The organism is Dyella sp. M7H15-1, from assembly GCF_004114615.1.
In the GTDB taxonomy this organism is placed as follows: Bacteria; Pseudomonadota; Gammaproteobacteria; order Xanthomonadales; family Rhodanobacteraceae; genus Dyella_B.
In genome coordinates this window covers 2,779,001-2,794,547 of sequence record NZ_CP035300.1, presented here as the reverse complement: position 1 = coordinate 2,794,547, position 15,547 = coordinate 2,779,001, and the positions used below count along the sequence as shown (strand labels likewise).

The window sequence follows — 15,547 nt, the reverse complement described above, 5'->3', positions numbered from 1 at the left end:
ACGCACGCGGGGAAAGTACATGGATGTACTCAGGCTTTGAGGAGCGAGGAAAGCATGTGGACAGACAGGGCCTGTGACACCTACGTAAAACCATTCAGGGCATTCTCTGGTGGGTTAAGATTTCGCGTCTGGCGCATATAGCTGATGATCCCATCGGAATCAAGCCCCAGGGGAACGACATGCATGCCGGCCGAAACAATGGCGCGTTCAAATGTCACCAACCTTTCCACATCATCGGCAAAAACCACGCCGAAGTCGCCACCCGCACCGCAGGGCTTGTAGCTGACGCAGGCTTCGGAAGCCATCTGCGCCAGCTTTTTCTGCGCTGGCGAATAGATTTCCAGACCGCACGCCTCGCCGAACTGCTGCAAAGCCAACGCATATTCTTTGGTCAAGCCGATAAAGGACTTGGCGTCCTCGCGATACAGCACATCGAAGGCCGCCTCGGAAAGGGCGCCAAGTTCATTCATATGCGATGCATAGTCCGCTGCATAACTCGCGCGCCATTGTGCCAGGCGCTGTAGAAAATCATGGGTCGATACCGACTGCCCCGACCACACGAACAAGCAATGCACATGACTCATTGGCCATGGGAGTTGTGTGAAGGTCGGTTCACGCCTCCGTCCCGCTAACTGATAACGGATCAAGCCACCCGCCACACTGGCAGCCACATCGACACCACTGCCGCGGCCACCTTGCCAACCGCCATGCATATGGAGCAATCGACGCAGCCACTGCGTGCGATCAGTCAGCACATCGGTATGGCCGGCGAATGTCGCCAACGCAGAAGCCAGCGCAACCGTCAGTGCGGCACTGGAGCCGAGGCCAAGCTTTGCGCGCATGGCACCGTCAGCGTTGAAGAAGCCCGAGGTATCCAGATGCAGGCTGAACCCCTGGCCTGCCTGGGGTGCCAGCTTTTCGCGCACCAGTCCTTGCCAAACATGCTCAACCAGCGACAACTTGGCGGCGCTGGTTTCATCACACAGCCAACGCAACGTACCGCTGTTGTCGACAGCCATGCGTGCACCGCTTACGCCCAGGTCTGGCGCATGCACTTCACATACATCGTCCTCGCGCGTTTCAATGCGCGCCTCGGCGCGACGATTCACCGCGAGCACCAGCGCAGGCGCACCTTCCAGTACGACATATTCGCCCAGCAGCACCAGCTTGCCGGGAGCGCTTGCGGTGAATTCCATCATGTCGCCAGCTCACCCACCGGCATCGCGCGCGCGCCCGCGCCGAGGCCAGCATCAAGCACATCAAGCACACCAGGAGCATCGCACAGGACCGCTTTCACTTGCTCGATGGCCGATGGTACGCATACCGCCTTCAATTGCGGACCCGCATCGACGGTGAAAAACACCGGCACGCCTTGCTGACGCAGGACGCGCACGCGGTGCATGCATTCCACCGTAGCGCCCTTCCAGTAAAGCAGGCCCGGCTGCGCGGCCATGGCCAGCGCATGCATCTTGAGGCAGCTATGTTCGGAAATCGCGGCAAGCGCATCGAAGTCACGCGCAAGAATGGCGTTGCGTGCCACGTCGAGATCGGCTTCCTGGGTGTCGACCCAGGCCGATTGATAAGGTGAGGTCCGCGCCGTACGACGCATGCCTTCGGTGGAACCCACCTGCTTGGCTGCCTTGGACGTAATCGCCACGGCAACGCGCAACGGCCATGCATCGGCGTCCAGCAACGGCCGGGCGACCGAATCCGTGCCATCGGCCAGCTTGCCGTGTGCCCATTCAACGTAACCACCGAAGATGGAGCGTGCTGCCGAGCCGGAGCAACGGCGCGCCAGCACTGACTGTTCCACCCGACTCAATGCCAAGCCCAGCGCGTGCGCACCTGCGTGCACCAGCGCCGCAAAACCCGAGGCGGAGGAAGCCAGCCCAGCCGCGGTGGGAAAGTTGTTCTGGCTCGTCACTTTCGCACCGTAATCGACGCCTGCACGCTGGCGCAGCAGGTCCAGACAGGCGGTGACACGCCGGGATTCGGCTTCGTCGCTGCGGCCGTTGAGGCTTACCTGATCCTGTTTTTGCCCTGGCACAAAGCGCACTTCGGTGCGGGTCCAGAGGCTATCCAGGGTGATCGAAATGGAACCGACCACCGGCAGGTTCAATGCAACGTCGCGCTTACCCCAGTACTTGACCAGCGCGATGTTCGGCTGGGCTTGCGAGGCAGCATGGAGCTCTCCGGCGGATACATCGGCGCGTGGTTCGAAGTTCATACGTCTCGCAGGGGAAGGGGCAAGTCAATAAAAAAGCACTTACCTGACAAAGGGTTACTTATCCGGGAATTACTTGTCCGGCACGGCCATTACAAAGGGAAGGCCACCATCAACGGGGGTTTGCATGGTGACCCGGCTCCACACCGTATTTCCGCCAAACAGGCTGATACCGATGTAGCCACGAAGCCGCAGCCGATTCGAGTTCAACAACCGGATTAAACAATTATACGTCCGTCCATTATCGGAATTATAAACCCGTCCACCGATCCACTTCCTGTTACTGGCGTTATAGTGCAACCCTTTGAGCAGTCGCAGGCCGGTCAAGGGTTGGGAACGCAAGGCGGGATCCGGATTGTTGCGATCGGTGACGATCTTGCCGTTGAGCTTCGGGCCATCCTCCGGGCCATAGGTGTCATGGAGCTGCCAGAGGATGTAGCCCTGATATTCGTCCCCGATCTGCTCGATACGGATCACGGCATCTCGGCTTTGCACCAGCCAGTCGCCGACGATCGCCGAAGAACTGGAGGGCATGTAGGCACCATCGCCATCCTCTGCCAGGGCACTGCCGGCCCCGGCGCAAAGCAGAAAAAAAGCGAATACATACAAGGGCAACGACCAAAGCAAGCGTTCACATCGCATCATCTTCATCATGCGCCCTTGCACGGATGATGGCTGGCCCTTATGTCCCGCCCCTTCGGGTAATGCGTCTTAAGTAGCATAAGCATCTATGTCTTTGAGTTGGATTGTCCCTGCCATTATCCATGGACTCGGCATCGGGTTGACCTTTGCTGCAACAGGCTATGCCTGCGTGGCTCTGTGGGCGATAGGGAAAGCACGGCGGACGATCACCGACAGCACCCAAAAACCGCAGCCTGTCACGGTGCTCAAGCCCTTGCATGGTGCCGAACCGCGCCTGTACGAGAACTTGCACAGCTTCTGCCTGCAGGCACACCCTGACTATCAATTGGTGTTCGGCGTGCAAAAGCAGGATGACCCCGCCCTTGCCGTGATACAGCGGTTACGCGAGGAATTTCCGCGGCACGCCATTGCACTGGCCGTCGATTCGCGCGTATACGGCAGCAACCACAAGGTCAGCAACCTGATGAACATGCTGCCACACGCACAGCACGATTGGCTGGTGCTGGCCGATGCCGACATCAACGTGCCGGTGGATTATCTGACGCGCGTGACGGCACCGCTCGCCGATCCGGGCGTGGGTATCGTTACCTGCCTTTACTACGGCATTCCCGGCCCCTCCTTCTGGTCACGACTGGGCCGATTGTTTATCGATGACTGGTTCGCGCCCTCGGTGCGCTTGTCGCACGCATTCGGCTCAACCCGTTTTGCATTCGGCTCAACGATCGCGCTGCGTCGCGATGCCTTGCAGACCATCGGCGGGTTCGAGGCGCTGTGCGATACGCTGGCCGATGATTTTTGGCTGGGTGAACTCACTCGGCGCGCGGGCTTACGTACCGTGCTGTCGGAAGTAGTAGTAGGCACCGATGTCGGCGAAAGCCAACTGAAAGCATTGTGGTCGCACGAACTGCGTTGGTTACGCACCATCCGGTCCATTGCCCCGGCGGGTTTTGCCATGACTTTCGTGTGCTTTACATCGCCCTTATTGTTGCTCGGAATGTGTCTGGCACCGGGCCCGATCACAACCGGCCTCGCCCTACTCGGTGGCGCCGCACGGGTTTTGCTACACTTTTTGCAACGGCGCACCAGTGACCGAGCCTTTGCCTGGCATGAAGTCCTGTTGATCCCCCTCCGCGACACCTTATTGCTGATGGAATGGGCAGCGGCTCTCGCCGGTTGGCAGGTAAGATGGCGCGGCCAGGTTATGCATGCTCGAAGCGGCGGTTCAGCGCCGTAGACCTAAGATTTTTAAACTATCGGCCGTCCCTGGGCACGGTATGCGCCTCCGCAGGAGTCTTCCGTAATGAAAACGCTTTTTCTGCAAGCTCCCTCCTTCGACGGCTTTGATGGCGGCGCTGGTTCGCGCTATCAAGCCAAACGCGAAATCAAGAGCTTCTGGTATCCGACCTGGCTGGCCCAACCGGCGGCGATGGTGCCCGATTCGCGCGTGCTCGACGCGCCCGCCGATGAGATCTCGGTTGAAGATAGCCTGCGCATCGCCGAGGGTTACGAGCTGGTGATCATCCACACCAGCACGCCGTCGTTCCCGACCGACGCCAAGTTCGCAGAGTTGCTGAAAGAACGCAAACCCAACGTGTTGGTCGGCTTGGTAGGCGCGAAGGTCGCGGTGGATCCGACCAGTTCGCTCACCGCATCAAAGGCGATCGACTTTGTCGCCCGCGAAGAGTTCGACTACACCTGCAAGGAAGTGGCCGAAGGCCGTCCGTTTGAGAGCATCACCGGCATCAGCTATCGCCTGGCCGACGGTACCGTGCAGCACAATCCGCCGCGCGCCATGATCGAGAACATGGACGACCTGCCGTTCGTCGCACCGATCTATAAACGCGACCTGAAGATCAGCAATTACTTTATCGGCTATCTCAACTACCCGTACGTGTCGATCTACACGGGTCGTGGCTGCCGCTCCAAGTGCACCTTCTGCCTGTGGCCACAGACCGTCGGCGGCCATCGCTATCGCACGCGCTCGGCCGCGAACGTGCTGGCCGAAGCGAAGTGGATCAAGGAGCACATGCCCGAAGTGAAGGAGTTGATGTTCGACGACGACACCTTCACCGACAGCTCCAACATGGAGCGTGTGCATGAGATCGCACGTGGCCTGGGCGCGATGGGCTGGACCTGGTCGTGCAATGCCAAGGCCAACGTGCCGTACGAGTCGCTGAAGATCATGAAGGAAAACGGCCTGCGCCTCCTGCTGGTCGGTTACGAATCGGGCGACGACCAGATCCTGCACAACATCAAGAAGGGCCTGCGCACCGATATCGCACGCCGCTTCACCGAAGACTGCCGCAAGCTGGGCATCACCATCCACGGCACCTTCATCCTCGGCCTGCCGGGCGAAACCAAGGAAACGATCGACAAGACGATCCAGTTCGCCAAGGAGATCAACCCGCACACCATCCAGGTGTCACTGGCCGCGCCCTACCCCGGCACCGCACTGTACAAACAGGCCGTCGAAAACAACTGGCTGAAGGAAAACGAGGCTGCCAACCTGGTCAACGACAAGGGCGTGCAGCTCGCGCTGATCGAATACCCGCACCTATCCAAGCAGGACATCTTCCACGGTGTGGAGAAGTTCTACCGGGCCTTCTACTTCCGCCCGTCGAAGATCTGGGAAATCGTCAAGGAAATGCTGACGAGCTGGGACATGATGAAGCGTCGCCTGCGCGAGGGCGTGGAGTTCTTCCGCTTCTTGCGCGCACACGAAGCTTAATGCCTTGAGCCCCTCTCCCCTCGGGGAGAGGGGTTGGGGTGAGGGGCAACGGTTGGCCAAGATTTCCAATGAAACCACGCTCTGATTCTTTTATGCCGCAAGAGCCTCCCCTCACCCCAACCCTCTCCCCGGAGGGGAGAGGGAGCAGCAGGCGTCTCATCATCACCGCCGACGATTTCGGCCTGCACGACGCCGTCAACGATGCGGTCGAACGCGGTTATCGCGACGGCGTGCTGCGCGCGGCCAGCCTGATGGTAGGCGCGCCGGCCGTGGCCGATGCCGTCGCACGCGCCAAACAAAATCCTGGCCTGGCCATAGGTTTGCATCTGGTACTTGCTGACGGCCGCGCGGTGCTGTCGCCGTCACGCATTCCCGATCTGGTCGATGCGCAAGGCATGTTCAATTCGGACATGGTGCGCAATGGTTTTCGGTTTTTCTTTCTGCCACAGGTGCGGCGCCAGTTGGCCGCGGAAATCCGTGCGCAGTTCGCGGCCTTTGCCGCAACGGGCCTGCCGCTGGACCACGTCAACGCACACAAGCACTTCCATCTGCACCCGACCATTCTGTCGCTGATGCTCACGATTGGCCGTGAATTCGGCCTGCGCGCCATCCGTCTACCGGCGGAGCCTGGCATGGGGCCGTGGTTGCGGCCATGGCTGGCGTTGATGCGTTGGCGCATGGATAAGGCCGGTATCGCGCACAACGACCATGTGTTCGGCATTCGCCATAGCGGCGGCATGGACGAACAGGTGTTGCTGGATATTCTGCAAACGCTGCCGGAAGGGTTGTCGGAGGTATATCTGCATCCCGCCTCCCACGGCCACCTAACCACCAGCATGGCCGACTACCGGCACGTCGACGAACTTGCCGCATTGCTGTCACCCAAGGTGCGCGATGCAGCCGCACAATACACCCGCTTGTGCAACGGCTTCTCCGATCCAGTAGCGTGCGCGACATGAAAATGAAGTTGCTCAGCTACATCGCCGGCATACTCGGCCTGGGCGTCGCGATCGCGCTGGTCGCACACCAAGGCTGGGGCGAAATCGCCGCAGCGATCAATCATGCCGGCTGGCCATTATTGTGGTTATTACCGTTCCATGCACTGCCATTGCTGTTCGATGTGATCGGCTGGCGTGCGCTGCTGGCGCCGCGTGATCCGCATCACCGGGCCACACTGCCGTTCCTGTTCTGGGTCGCCGCCGTTCGCGAAGGCAGCAACCGTTTGCTGCCCGTGGCCAATATCGGCGGCGAGATCATCGGCATTCGGCTGGTGAAATGGCGCGGCATCGGCGGCGCGGCGGTGGCTGCCAGCATCATCATGGAAGTGTTGCTCACCCTGGTGAACCAATACCTGTTCACGGCGCTGGGCATCATTCTGCTGGTCGAACTCACGCGCAGCATCAGCGCTTTCAGCACGGTGATTTCCGCACTGGCTGCCAGCCTGCCCTTGCCGGTCTTCCTGATCATCCTGTTGCGGCACGGCAAGGTGTTTTCGCGCCTGGAAATGTTTGCCGAAAAAATGCTGGGCGGACGCTCCAAGCTTACCGAACTGATCGACGGCGCCAACCTGGATCTGGAAATCCGTGCACAATACTCGCGCCCGCTGCGTCTGATCGTTGCCTGCGGTTGGCAGTTCATCGGCTATGTGGTGGGCAGCTTCGAGACTTGGCTAGCACTGCACCTGCTCGGTTATCCGATCAGCATCTGGGACGCCATTGCGATGGAAGCAGTCACCCAAGCCCTGCGCCACATCATCTTTGTGGTGCCGGCGGGCATTGGCGTGCAGGAAGGCGGGCTGGTGCTGTTCGGCAACATCATCGGGCTACCGCCTGAAGCCAGTGTCGCGCTCTCGTTGGTCAAGCGCATGCGCGAGATTGGCTTTGGCGTACCCGCCCTGATTTCCTGGCAATGGGCCGAAGCGCGTCGGCTGTATACGAGCACTTCCGGTGCCGGCCGTTCGCCTACTTCAAGAGAACCTGAGTTATGACGCTGCAACACGAGGCTTTCGATACCGAATCCCTGGTGCCCGGTTACCACGAGCCAGTGCTGCCGACTGGCGAGCCGGATGCGGCCACCATCGCCGCGTCCGAAGCGCGTACGCGTCATTGGTCAAGCAAGGATCAGGGCAAGCGCATCAAGTACGGCTCGAACGAACACAAGCAAATGATGTGTCGAATGTTCGAAGAGACCTTCAATCCTTATCGTCCGTCAGTACTCCAATGGCCGACACTGGATGAAGCCGCCCGGCATCGCATCACCTCGCTGCCGATCTGGGATATTGCCGTGCAGACCGAAGGCAAGGCGCGCCTGCGGATGGCCGCCTATGCACGCACGATCACCGACCCGCAGATGCGCAACGCGCTAGCGCAGAATGCCTGGGAAGAAAACCGCCACAAGGAAGTGCTGTCCAAGATGGTGCAGCACTACCACATTCCGCTGGTGCCCGAGCCACCCTACGAATACCCGAAGGATCCGGAATGGGCTTATCTGGTCACCGGCTACAGCGAATGTATCGATAGCTTCTTTGCGTTCGGCTTGTTCAAGGTGGCGCATGATTCGGGCTTGTTCCCGCCCGAACTGATTGACACCTTCGAGCCGGTGATGCAGGAAGAATGCCGACATATCCTGCTGTTCGCCAACTGGGTGGCCTGGCATCGCAAGCATCTCAACCTCTTCCAGCGCATCGCATTCGAATGGAAAGTGCTCCGCGTGTGGTGCTTCCTTGGCCTGGAGCGCATGGATCTGGCCAAAAGCCTCGACGCCGACGGCAACGAACAAACGCAGGACAACAACTTCACCGTCAATGGCGCGCAGTCAGTGACGGCGCAGGATCTGAGCGTGGCCGAACTGATGGCAACCTGCCTCAGTGAAAACGATCGCCGCTTCGCCGGCTACGATCGGCGTCTGCTGCGCCCGACCACCATGCCGTTCCTGGTGAAGTGCGCACTGCCGGTGCTGAAGTTTTTCGAGCGGCGCAAGCGCAAGTAAAATCCGCCATTTCTCACGGCCGTCAATGACGGCCGATGAAGTCACCGAAAGCGGATGGCTTCAGCACGACTGCTGCTGAAACCACCGCACCGCATCTTCCAGCGCCAGGCGCGCCGCGGGCTGCACTTTTCCCTCCACGCTCTCAATACCTCCAGCACTTGCCCGACAGTGCTTCAGCGATCGATTTGCTATGGTCGGCGTCCAACGAATGGAACCGACAGTGAGGGAGACATCCAATGGCAATTCCGGCGCATTTATGGATCACCGATGAAAGCGGCTCACCGATCAAGGGCAGCAGCCTAGTCAAAGGGCGAGAAGGCAGCATTGAGGTACTCGGTTTCTCACACGCGCTACACACTCTGGCAGATGGTGTTACCGGCGCACTAATGGGTTCGCGTGTGCATAGCCCCATGACGATCGAGAAGGAATTCGACCGAGTGTCCCCATTTCTTTACAGAGCCGTGGCGCGCGGCTTGCCGCTGCAAACGGCTGTATTGAACTGGTATAGGATTGACGATTCTGGGACGGAGCAGGCGTATTTCACAATTCGAATGGAAAATATTCGCGTCGTGACCGTACAGCCCCAAATGCACAACATCAAAGACAATGACATGCGGCACCTGAATCATATCGAGCAGGTTGAATTAAGGTACCGGAAAATTGAATGGACCTATTTGGATGGAAACATAAGTTTCTCGGACGCCTGGGGTAGCTGACATGTCGGTACCTGGTCAACTCATTGCGCAGCTAGGAATTCGCACCGCTCTTGACCAACCGCCAAGGTTGCGTAAGCAACCTGTCAATTGGGGATTTAGATTAAGCGGGCAGTACATGTCGTCGCTCCATTGTGAATCGCTTGGCAGTTTCCCTGCGTACTCTGGGCGGCGTGAAGGCCGAAACAACAGATTAGCGATAACCAAAGAAGCCATCGGCCCGATCCCGCCCGGGCGATACTACATAGTAGATCGCGAATCGGGCGGAAGAATGGGATGGATGCGAGATGTTTTTGCCAGCCTGATCAGTGGCTCCGATAGAAGCACTTGGTTTGCCTTATGGAACTGTTATCGATGTGACTCAGTTATGATCGAAGGCATTAGGCGAGGACAATTCAGACTTCATGCCGCAGGATATGAAGGTCTTAGCGAAGGCTGCATTACGCTCCCGTCGCTTCATGATTTCATGAAGCTTCATCGCTATCTTCGCTCTGCACCTCCCGATCTCACTATACCCGGCGGCGCGCTTAAAGCTTACGGATTCATAGAGGTCATCTAGTGAAGGCATCACTGCTCTTTTCGATTAGTGCGACTTTGTCCGCTTTGACAGGCTATGCGGCAGCAATAGAAATTATTTATTTCCTAAGCAACGGCGACGCAACGCAGGGTACGTATGGCGCAGTCGCCGCGCTCACTGTTCCATCCATAATATTTTTTTCTTACGCAACGTGGTGGATAAGTTACAAGCGGAAAATTTCGATCGAGCAAAGAAGGCTGGTATTTATTAAGAAAAATGACATGAGCGCAATAGCCTTTATATCAAAAACCATAATTTCAATTGTTATTGCCGCTTTTTTCTTAGCCCCCGTTTCGAATCAATTGGACCACTTCGAAATCAAGTGGAAAGCAATGGAACTGTTTAAGAAGCTTGGATTTGAAGAAACAACACCGGATGAGGCCGCCAATATATTATTTTTCACAGCCCTCATTCTTGCGCTGCTTATTGCAGCATTCTTGGTGGAATCCATTGCTTGCTACCTACGCCGCATAAAGGACGAGCAAAGAAGTTGAATCCATCGTCAAAAATCATGCCTTTTGTCCACCAAACCACCGCACCGCATCTTCCAACGCCTGTCTTGCCGGACGCACCGTGTAACCCAGTTCATGCTGCGCCTTCGCACTGGTGAAGAACATGCGCTTCTTCGACATGCGCACTTCCTCCACCGTGGCGATCGGATTCATGCCAGTAAGGCGCGCCCAGGCTTCAGACGCATACGCAATCGGCATCACCACCGCATGCGGTAGTCGCACTTTGGGCGGCGAACGTCCAACGATATCGGCGATCTCGGTGAGTACTTCGCGCAGGCTCATATTGAAGCCACCGAGAATGTAGCGCTCGCCCACCACGCCACGCTCAAAGGCAAGCCAATGCCCGTGGGCCACGTCTTCCACATGCACGATGTTGAGCCCGGTATCGACGTAGGCAGGCAGCCGCCCGGCCATCGCATCACGCACCACACGCCCCGTCGGCGTGGGCTTGATGTCATGCGGCCCGATCGGCGTGGAAGGGTTGACGATCACCACCGGCAAACCTTCCGCCGCAAATTGCCGGGCCACTTCTTCGGCCAGGAATTTCGAGCGCTTATAGTGGCCGATCATGTCATTCAACGAGACCGGCGTGCTCTCGCTGCCTGGCGTGCCATCCTTGGGAATACCCAAGGTGGCCACACTGCTGGTGTAGACGATGCGTGGCACACCCACCTTTCGCGCAGCTTCCAGAATCGAGCGCGTGCCGTCGACATTGGCGCGGTAAAGTTCGCCCGGATCGGGCGCCCACAAGCGATAATCCGCGGCCACATGGAACAATGCATCGCAGTCATCACAGGCCGGTAGTAGGGATGCGGCCTGGGTCAGGTCACCCTCGACCACTTCCACATCAAGCCCCTGCAGGTTGCGACGATCAGACCCCGAACGTGCCAGCACCCGTACCTTGTGCCCGCCACGCAACACATGGCGGGCGACGGCCGAACCGACAAAACCGGTGGCTCCGGTGACCAGCACCCTCACCGTGAAACCGCCACGAATGCTGACAGTGGCACAGTCTGCGCGATGGCTGGCGCATTCCAAAAAATGAAAGTCGTCATCACGCGATTATGGACGAAAACCGTCTGCTGCTTCAGCATATCGGGATGCCAACCGCACCCCGCCAGCCCAAAGCCAGTAAGCGTGAGCGTTCGCCAAACCGATCCCCATGGGACCTGGGAACTTCAATCCATGCCGGCATTCCAAATGCGCATCCGTATGGGTATGTCATAATTCCGGGGATTGAGGCATGCCAATGATCGAATTCCACAATGCCACCGGCCCAGCCGGAAGCGATGAGGCCAACACCTATCAGGACGCGATCCTGCCGAAGGTGTCACGGACTTTTGCGCTGACCATCCCGCAGCTTCCGCCCGAGCTGCGGCGTGCGGTGGCGAACGCTTATCTGCTTTGTCGTATCGCTGACACCATCGAGGACGAGCCCGCCCTGTCGGCCGAACAGAAGTGTTCATTCGAAAATGCCTTTATTGATGCGGTCACCGGCGACATCGACCCGCAGAACGTGGCCGATGACATCGCGCCCTTGCTATCGAACGAAACGCTGGAAGCCGAGCGCGATCTCATGCGCCAGCTCCCGCTAGTGCTACAGGTGACGCGCGCCCTCCAGCCACCGCAGCGGGCATCCATCGTGAAATGCCTGAAGATCATGTCACACGGCATGCACGAGTTTCAGCGTAAAGCCGGTCTGCAAGGTCTTGCCACGCTGCACGATTTGGATCGCTACTGCTATTGCGTGGCCGGTGTCGTCGGCGAGATGCTGACCGAGTTGTTCGTCGATTTCGAACCGGCACTGACGCCACATCGCAATAGCATGCTGCGCTTGGCCGTGTCGTTCGGCCAGGGCCTGCAGATGACCAACATCCTCAAGGATCAATGGGAAGATCGCACGCGCGGCGTCTGTTGGTTGCCGCAGGATATGTTCGCGCGTCATGGCGTGAAACTGATCGACCTGAAATCAGGCAAGCAGAACGCCGGCTATGCCGCCACCATGTCGGAACTGGTCGGCATTGCGCATGCGCATCTGCGCCAGGCGCTTGATTACACGCTGCTGATTCCGGGCAAGCATGCTGGGGTTCGCCGTTTCTGCCTGTGGGCGATCGGCATGGCGGTGCTGACCTTGCGCAACCTGCAGAACAACCTGGATTTCTCCGCCGGCACGCAGATCAAGATTTCGCGCAAGGCCGTCGCACGCACCATCCTGTTTACACGCATCTTCGGCAAGTCCAACGGCGCCTTGCGCTGGCTGTTCAAGCGCATCGCGCGTGGCCTGCCGCTTACCCCATTAACCGCCGAATGGAGCGAGCCATCCCTCCCTGCACGCACCTGGCCCAAGCGCTCCATCCCGCATATTGCCGACGTCGCCTGGCTTGAAACGACCAAAGCACAGGAAGTGCACCACCGATGAATGCTTCGACGCCCAACGCCGCCGCCGTCAACGATCTTTTCCAGACTGCTGAAACCAGCGGGCTGAACGCCGCCATCGAACGTGGCCGCGCCGCCCTGCTGGCCCGCCAGCACCAAGACGGGCACTGGTGCTTCGAGCTGGAGTCCGATGCCACCATCACCGCCGAATACATCCTGATGATGCATTTCATGGATGACATCGACGATGTGCTGCAGGAAAAGATGGCGCGCTACCTGCGTGACACGCAAGTCAAGCATACGCACGGTGGCTGGTCGCAATATCACGGCGGCGACATCGACCTGTCGTGCACGGTGAAAGCGTATTTCGCGCTCAAGGCCACGGGCGACGACCCCGAGGCCGAGCACATGCGCATCGCGCGCAAGGCCGTCCTTGCACTCGGCGGCGCGGCAAAGGCCAACGTGTTCACGCGCATCCTGCTAGCCCTGTTCCAACAGGTACCCTGGCGTGCCACGCCGTACGTGCCGGTCGAAATCATGCTGCTGCCGCGCTGGTTTCCGTTTCATATCGAAAAAATGTCGTACTGGGCGCGAACCACACTGGTGCCGCTCACCATTCTTTGCTCGCTGAAGGCAAAAGCGGCCAATCCGCGCAAGATCCACATTCGCGAATTGTTCGTCATACCGCCGGATCAGGAACATCGCTACTTCATTCGCGGAGGACTGCTGAACCGCACCTTCCTCGCGCTCGACAAAATCGGCCGCTGCGCCGATCCGCTCATCCCGAAGAAGCTGCGCCAGCGCGCCATCGACAAAGCCGTTGCCTGGTTCCTACCACGCATGAACGGTGAGGATGGCATTGGCGCGATTTTCCCGCCGATGGTCAACTGCCTGGAAGTGCTGAAACTGCTGGACTACCCGAAGGATCACCCCGTTCGCCAGACCTGCCTGCGCTCCATCCAAAAGCTGGTGGTGCATCGCGACGATGGCTCGGCGTACTGTCAACCTTGCGTATCGCCGATCTGGGATACGCTGTGGAGCGCCCTAGCACTGATGCACACCAGCGACGATGCGGTCACGCAGGATGCTATTGCCCGATCCACCGACTGGCTAGCATCCAAGCAGGAGTTCGAGCTCAAGGGCGACTGGGCAGCACAAGCTCCGAGTCTTCCGCCCGGCGGCTGGGCCTTCCAGTACAACAATGCGTACTATCCGGATATCGATGACACCGCTGTCGCCGCGGCCTTGCTGCATATCCAGGATCGCCGTCGTGGTGAATCGGGACGCCATCGTGTCAATACCGATCGCGCCGCGGACTGGATGATCGGATTGCAGTCGAAGAATGGTGGCTTTGCCGCCTTCGATGCCAACAATACGCACTATCGCCTCAACGCTATTCCGTTCGCCGACCACGGCGCACTGCTCGATCCGCCGACCGAAGACGTGTCCGGCCGCGTGGTCGCCGCACTGGGCGTGCTCGCACGTCCGCAAGACCAGGAAAGTCTCCGCCGCGCCATCGATTACCTGCGCGCCACCCAGCTCGAAGACGGTAGCTGGTGGGGTCGTTGGGGCAGTAATTACATCTACGGCACCTGGAGCGTACTGGCGGGCCTGGCGCTGGCAGGCGAAGATCCTCGTCAAGCGTATCTGCGCAAGGCCATCGCATGGCTGCGCTCGCGCCAGAACACCGATGGCGGCTGGGGCGAAACCAACGACAGCTATATCGATGCAGCGTTGCGCGGCACCCAGCATGGTGTCAGCACGCCGCAAACGACCGCCTGGGCGCTGCTCGCGCAGCTCGCCATGGGCGAAACGCAGTCCGATTCGGTCGAGCGTGGCATCGCCTTCCTGCTGGCCAACCAGCAAACTCGTGGCACGCTGGAAGGTTTGTGGTATCACCCCTCGCACAATGCGCCCGGTTTCCCGCGTGTGTACTACCTCAAGTACCACGGCTATACCGCTTACTTCCCACTGTGGGCGCTGGCCCGTTATCGGCAACTGACACAGTCGGCCGTGGCTTGAACGAGCGCACCGCCCTGCGCGCAACGGGCGTGGTGGTGGCGCTGCTCGCGGAAGCCCAGGCGCTGACATCGCATCCAGTACAACCCAATCGCATAGCGCCGCTCGCAGAGCAATCCGCACTGTGGCTTAGCGGCATGGGTCCGGCTGCCGCACGCCGTGCTGCGCAAGGGCTGGCGAACGCGGGCGCAAGCGCCTTGGCCGTGTTCGGGGTGGCTGGCGCCTTGGACGAACGTCTGCCTAACGGTTCGCTGTTCTGCCCGGAACATATCCTCGACGAAAACGGCCGCACCTACGCCGCAGATGCACGCTGGCAAACGCGCCTGCAAGAACGATTGATGTCGATTCGCCCGCCGCTACACATGCACGGCTCACTGCTCAGCGTGCAAAACCCGCTGTTGACCGCCGCTGACAAATCGGCCGCGCACAAGCAACATGGCGCACTCGCTGTGGATATGGAAAGCGCGGCCGTCGCTGCAGTAGCGCGTGAACGCAAACTACCCTTGCTAGTGCTGCGCGCTATCGTCGACGAAGCCAGCGACACCATTCCCACCGCATTGAGCAACAGCGTGGATGCATGGGGCCGCGCTCGCACCCTCCGCCTGATGGCCATGCTGTGCCGCCATCCATCGCTACTGGCCGACCTGCCCCGACTATACTCACGCATGCAACACGCCACCCAAGCACTGCACGCCGCCGCCAAGGCAGCGGGGCCGGCGCTGGCCTGGCCATCGTGAACGCCATTCGCATCGCCACCCTTACGACCAT

Annotated in this window: 14 protein-coding genes; 10 read left to right on the top strand and 4 right to left on the bottom strand. The window is 59.4% G+C overall.

Annotated features, from left to right (window positions below):
• Nucleotides 1-80: 80 nt before the first annotated feature.
• From EO087_RS12935 to EO087_RS12925, 3 genes are all read right to left on the bottom strand, one after another.
• Nucleotides 81-1,199 (bottom strand): hypothetical protein, encoded by a 1,119-nt coding sequence (locus tag EO087_RS12935; protein WP_128899224.1) that lies wholly within the window; start codon nt 1,197-1,199, stop codon nt 81-83.
• The gene (gene mvaD, locus EO087_RS12930; RefSeq protein ID WP_128899223.1) at nt 1,196-2,227 is read right to left on the bottom strand and encodes a diphosphomevalonate decarboxylase; all 1,032 of its coding nucleotides are present in this window, start codon (nt 2,225-2,227) and stop codon (nt 1,196-1,198) included. Before mvaD ends, EO087_RS12935 begins: the two co-directional genes overlap by 4 nt.
• 69 nt (nt 2,228-2,296) lie before the next feature.
• Nucleotides 2,297-2,878, bottom strand: a complete 582-nt coding sequence (locus EO087_RS12925) for a DUF2147 domain-containing protein (RefSeq protein WP_128899222.1) — start codon at nt 2,876-2,878, stop codon at nt 2,297-2,299.
• A 76-nt stretch (nt 2,879-2,954) separates the two neighbouring features.
• On the opposite strand from EO087_RS12925, the gene hpnI reads away from it, so the two are divergent.
• The 7 genes from hpnI to EO087_RS12885 all read left to right on the top strand — a co-directional run bounded on the left by hpnI (nt 2,955) and on the right by EO087_RS12885 (nt 10,366).
• Nucleotides 2,955-4,100: a bacteriohopanetetrol glucosamine biosynthesis glycosyltransferase HpnI gene (gene hpnI / locus EO087_RS12920; RefSeq protein ID WP_128899221.1), complete on the top strand. Its 1,146-nt coding sequence runs from the start codon at nt 2,955-2,957 to the stop codon at nt 4,098-4,100.
• A gap of 66 nt (nt 4,101-4,166) precedes the next feature.
• The gene (hpnJ, locus tag EO087_RS12915; protein WP_128899220.1) at nt 4,167-5,594 is read left to right on the top strand and encodes a hopanoid biosynthesis associated radical SAM protein HpnJ; all 1,428 of its coding nucleotides are present in this window, start codon (nt 4,167-4,169) and stop codon (nt 5,592-5,594) included.
• 92 nt (nt 5,595-5,686) lie between these two features.
• Nucleotides 5,687-6,553, top strand: coding sequence for a hopanoid biosynthesis-associated protein HpnK (gene hpnK / locus EO087_RS12910; protein WP_128899219.1), 867 nt, complete (start codon nt 5,687-5,689; stop codon nt 6,551-6,553).
• Nucleotides 6,550-7,581 carry a lysylphosphatidylglycerol synthase domain-containing protein gene (locus EO087_RS12905; protein WP_240669055.1) on the top strand — a complete coding sequence of 344 codons (1,032 nt, stop codon included), beginning with the start codon at nt 6,550-6,552 and terminating at the stop codon, nt 7,579-7,581. The genes hpnK and EO087_RS12905 overlap by 4 nt, the downstream gene beginning before the upstream one ends.
• Nucleotides 7,578-8,582, top strand: a complete 1,005-nt coding sequence (locus tag EO087_RS12900; RefSeq protein ID WP_205744364.1) for a ferritin-like domain-containing protein — start codon at nt 7,578-7,580, stop codon at nt 8,580-8,582. The genes EO087_RS12905 and EO087_RS12900 overlap by 4 nt, the downstream gene beginning before the upstream one ends.
• A 236-nt stretch (nt 8,583-8,818) precedes the next feature.
• Nucleotides 8,819-9,298 (top strand): type VI secretion system tube protein TssD, encoded by a 480-nt coding sequence (gene tssD, locus EO087_RS12895; RefSeq protein WP_128899218.1) that lies wholly within the window; start codon nt 8,819-8,821, stop codon nt 9,296-9,298.
• Nucleotides 9,299-9,853: 555 nt separating this feature from the next.
• Nucleotides 9,854-10,366: a hypothetical protein gene (locus tag EO087_RS12885; RefSeq protein ID WP_128899216.1), complete on the top strand. Its 513-nt coding sequence runs from the start codon at nt 9,854-9,856 to the stop codon at nt 10,364-10,366.
• 15 nt (nt 10,367-10,381) lie between these two features.
• Here EO087_RS12885 and hpnA read toward each other — a convergent pair whose 3' ends face one another.
• Nucleotides 10,382-11,362, bottom strand: a complete 981-nt coding sequence (gene hpnA, locus EO087_RS12880) for a hopanoid-associated sugar epimerase (RefSeq protein WP_128899215.1) — start codon at nt 11,360-11,362, stop codon at nt 10,382-10,384.
• A gap of 265 nt (nt 11,363-11,627) precedes the next feature.
• Between hpnA and EO087_RS12875 the strand changes: the two genes are divergently transcribed.
• Genes EO087_RS12875 through EO087_RS12865 form a run of 3 tightly spaced genes read left to right on the top strand, consistent with a single transcriptional unit; the run spans nt 11,628 to nt 15,516 of the window.
• Complete coding sequence (locus tag EO087_RS12875) at nt 11,628-12,803, top strand: phytoene/squalene synthase family protein (RefSeq protein WP_240669054.1); 1,176 nt, start codon at nt 11,628-11,630, stop codon at nt 12,801-12,803.
• Nucleotides 12,800-14,782, top strand: coding sequence for a squalene--hopene cyclase (gene shc, locus EO087_RS12870; protein WP_128899214.1), 1,983 nt, complete (start codon nt 12,800-12,802; stop codon nt 14,780-14,782). Before EO087_RS12875 ends, shc begins: the two co-directional genes overlap by 4 nt.
• Entirely contained in the window at nt 14,779-15,516 is a 738-nt protein-coding gene (locus EO087_RS12865) for a purine and other phosphorylase-like protein, family 1 (RefSeq protein ID WP_240669053.1), read from the top strand. Before shc ends, EO087_RS12865 begins: the two co-directional genes overlap by 4 nt.
• The last annotated feature ends 31 nt before the right edge of the window (nt 15,517-15,547 follow it).

Coding starts and splice junctions, on each gene's coding strand:
- hpnK (WP_128899219.1), top strand. CDS start 5,687: ATGCCGCAAGAGCCTCCCCTCACCCCAACCCTCTCCCCGGAGGGGAGA.
- hpnJ (WP_128899220.1), top strand. CDS start 4,167: ATGAAAACGCTTTTTCTGCAAGCTCCCTCCTTCGACGGCTTTGATGGC.
- hpnI (WP_128899221.1), top strand. CDS start 2,955: ATGTCTTTGAGTTGGATTGTCCCTGCCATTATCCATGGACTCGGCATC.
- EO087_RS12875 (WP_240669054.1), top strand. CDS start 11,628: ATGCCAATGATCGAATTCCACAATGCCACCGGCCCAGCCGGAAGCGAT.
- mvaD (WP_128899223.1), bottom strand. CDS start 2,227: ATGAACTTCGAACCACGCGCCGATGTATCCGCCGGAGAGCTCCATGCT.
- tssD (WP_128899218.1), top strand. CDS start 8,819: ATGGCAATTCCGGCGCATTTATGGATCACCGATGAAAGCGGCTCACCG.
- EO087_RS12905 (WP_240669055.1), top strand. CDS start 6,550: ATGAAAATGAAGTTGCTCAGCTACATCGCCGGCATACTCGGCCTGGGC.
- EO087_RS12925 (WP_128899222.1), bottom strand. CDS start 2,878: ATGATGAAGATGATGCGATGTGAACGCTTGCTTTGGTCGTTGCCCTTG.
- EO087_RS12935 (WP_128899224.1), bottom strand. CDS start 1,199: ATGATGGAATTCACCGCAAGCGCTCCCGGCAAGCTGGTGCTGCTGGGC.
- EO087_RS12900 (WP_205744364.1), top strand. CDS start 7,578: ATGACGCTGCAACACGAGGCTTTCGATACCGAATCCCTGGTGCCCGGT.
- shc (WP_128899214.1), top strand. CDS start 12,800: ATGAATGCTTCGACGCCCAACGCCGCCGCCGTCAACGATCTTTTCCAG.